4 protein-coding genes are annotated in these 2,701 nt (G+C 52.8%); 2 read left to right on the forward strand and 2 right to left on the reverse strand.

Annotated elements, in window-relative coordinates:
- Positions 1 to 289: 289 nt before the first annotated feature.
- Together HJG40_RS11535 and HJG40_RS11540 are read right to left on the reverse strand one after the other, a co-directional pair.
- Positions 290 to 565 carry a YMGG-like glycine zipper-containing protein gene (locus HJG40_RS11535; protein WP_226857415.1) on the reverse strand — a complete coding sequence of 92 codons (276 nt, stop codon included), beginning with the start codon at positions 563 to 565 and terminating at the stop codon, positions 290 to 292.
- Positions 566 to 723: 158 nt separating this feature from the next.
- Positions 724 to 915 carry a hypothetical protein gene (locus HJG40_RS11540; RefSeq protein WP_215864333.1) on the reverse strand — a complete coding sequence of 64 codons (192 nt, stop codon included), beginning with the start codon at positions 913 to 915 and terminating at the stop codon, positions 724 to 726.
- A gap of 25 nt (positions 916 to 940) precedes the next feature.
- Here HJG40_RS11540 and HJG40_RS11545 point away from each other — a divergent pair, with 25 nt between their 5' ends.
- Together HJG40_RS11545 and HJG40_RS11550 are read left to right on the forward strand one after the other, a co-directional pair.
- Positions 941 to 1,135, forward strand: coding sequence for a hypothetical protein (locus HJG40_RS11545; RefSeq protein ID WP_215864335.1), 195 nt, complete (start codon positions 941 to 943; stop codon positions 1,133 to 1,135).
- 1,109 nt (positions 1,136 to 2,244) lie between these two features.
- Entirely contained in the window at positions 2,245 to 2,493 is a 249-nt protein-coding gene (locus HJG40_RS11550) for a YMGG-like glycine zipper-containing protein (RefSeq protein ID WP_010636705.1), read from the forward strand.
- Positions 2,494 to 2,701 lie beyond the last annotated feature (208 nt).

Here is a 2,701-nt window from a genome sequence, read left to right on the forward strand (position 1 = left end):
AGACGGGAGGGGTACCCAATTGCACGCTCAGTCCGGGAACCGCCAATCCTAAAGAAACGGCTGCCATGGCCGATGAACTGGTTAAACTCAACATCGCTGCTGCAAGGACGCCAGCAAAAATTGTCGTGCGTTTTATCGTGCGGGATTGTGGGTTATTCATAAATATCTCTCGAAAAATATTAATGGGCCGGATGGGTAATGTGCTTTCATGCATAGATTGATATTGATAACCCGCATGCAAGCTCTCTGGTAATAAGCCTGGTGCCCTAACACTCAGTGCAGTAACAGGTTAATTACCGTTCAGGCTGTTTTCTATTTGGGGGAGAGCAGCACCTACCCCCGCACCCACCGCACCACCTACCGCAGCACCGACGGCAGGATTGCCCGCAGCGACTGTTCCCAAAACCGCACCGCCAGCAGCGCCAATAGCACCGCCACTCAGAGCACGCTGGCCCGTTGGGCTCATGTTGGCACAACCGGCTAATGCCAGCACTGCTGTCAAAAGTAAGGCTGCCCGGACCCACGAAGCAGCAGGATTTGCAGTTTTTATATCGGTTCTAGACATCGTAACCTCCTGTTCAGGTATTTCTCTATCAGACAAAAGTCTGTAGAAATTTGCTCATTCGAAATTATAGCCAACATCTGAGGCTTTCATCTGGCTATGATTCTCGTAGATCCAGGCTGTAATAACCAAAGAGGAGCGGACTGGTAGGCCATAAGGCGTCAACTACGGTCTGCTGCGGTCACTGCCATGTGTTGATATTTCATTTTTTGTTTCCATTTTTCAATGTTCTGAACGGGTGTCGATCTCCACTGTTCTTTCTTAGAACTGATGATGCCAGTACTGTGGTAGTATTTTCCAGCCAGCATGTGGAGAATAGCTAAGGCAGAATGCGTGCCCCAAATTACAGCCAAAGCTACCCCCACGAAGGATCGAAGTATGACGCAAAAAACGCTGCCAGACGATTACTGGGCCTTAGAGAGGCTGCAAAGCCTGCTGGGTTTTAGCCTGCGTATAATGATCGCTTGCGGCACCGCCATGATGATCAGTGGCTGCTTGCCGTTAATGGCGGCAAGCGCTGCAGGCAGTGTCGTTTACTATAACATGCCGCATTCCAATAAAAATGCTGATTAAGCGTTTTGTCTGACGCCCGTCCCCTGTTGCCCTGCTGTGCGCTACATGTGGCCAATGTTCGCCTGACGGCGGATATTATTCCGAGGAGATTCTCAAGCTGACAGAAGAGCGACAACACAAATACTTAAAAATTAACCAGATGGAATAAGTCAGCGTCCCACTGTAGCGGACTGACTACAGTACAGTAGGGCTCGACCGAATGAAAACTGGCTGAAATCTTGTAGGAATGCTTTTTGCTGGTACGCATTTGGTCTTTTTTATGGGAGCATCATTATGAAATCCATTCCCTCCCCCTCAACAGCTCGACGAAAATCGATGCTATGGGTGGTGGCTACCACCCTCGTCCTTTCAGCTGCTGTTGGGATCACTCCAGCACTGGCTGATAATCTTTCATTAGGCCTGGCCGTTCCGGGGCTGAGTGTTTCAGTAGGCGGAGCACCGGCCTATTATCCCGTATCTCCACCAGTAGTTTACGTGCCACCCCCACAAACCGTGTATTATTATGCGGCTCCACCACCCCCGCCACCTCCGCCACCCGGACCTCCTCCACCGGGACCCGGGCCTTGGGGAGGGCCGCCACCGCCGCCCCCACCCGGCTATTACGCGGCTCCCACGCCTGTAGTGGGTTATGTATCCACTCCCTGGTAGGAATGTTGGGTGTATTCGCAAAACAGGATAAGAGAAAGGCCTTATTATTGGCTGATTGCGGGCACCTTATTGTTGAGCGGCTGCGCCTCAACGATAGCTGCCCCACTCCCAACACCTGCGTCGACGGACTATCCGCCTGAACAGATCTTACCTTATCCACCCACCTCAACCATGTTGGCGCCCACGCATCCAATCCAGAGAACATCAGGACTACAGCGCGATTGCCAGCAATACCGGGCGCAGGTGCATCTATTGCAACAAAAGCTGACAAAACGTCCGCACGCAGAAGGCCAAAGGGACGACCTTGATCAAATTCAGGCGGTCGTACAGCCGTTATGCACCAAACCGCTTTCTGGAACGTCCAATCGGATTGCCCGACAAGAAATTCTTCAGGCAACCCGGGATGTGGAACAACTATCCGGATCCCCTTCCACTACTACACCATAAGGAGCCTAATCCTCATGCAATATCCCCTTCGATTAAAATTCGGTCATCACCGGTACGGGTTAAAAGTTCTGGCGTTGGGTTTTTGTCTGATCGCCATGACTGGCTGCGCCAATATGAGCCCCACAGGACAACGCGCACTGAGTGGTGGGGCTATCGGTGCTGCGGGCGGTGCAGTGCTGGGTGCTGTTGTGGGTGGCAATCCGGCCGTAGGGGCCGCAGTGGGCGGTGCAGCAGGAGCAGCAACCGGCGCTTTGATGCACTGAAATCCTGATCCATAACCGGATGAAATGCCCCATTTCAGAAAAATGGGGCTTTTTTTAGATCTGTTTACAGAAAAATTGTCTGACTTTTACAAGACATACACGCCCATAAAATCCTTCACGGAGGGGGTGGCGGGGGCGGCGGCCCGGGTTGCTGGTAATAAGCCCCGGGACCCGCTGGCCCTCCGGGCGGCGGTGGGGGTGGGGGCGG

Origin of the sequence: Acidithiobacillus concretivorus (genome assembly GCF_018853445.1) — a bacterium.
Lineage (GTDB): Bacteria > Pseudomonadota > Gammaproteobacteria > Acidithiobacillales > Acidithiobacillaceae > Acidithiobacillus > Acidithiobacillus concretivorus.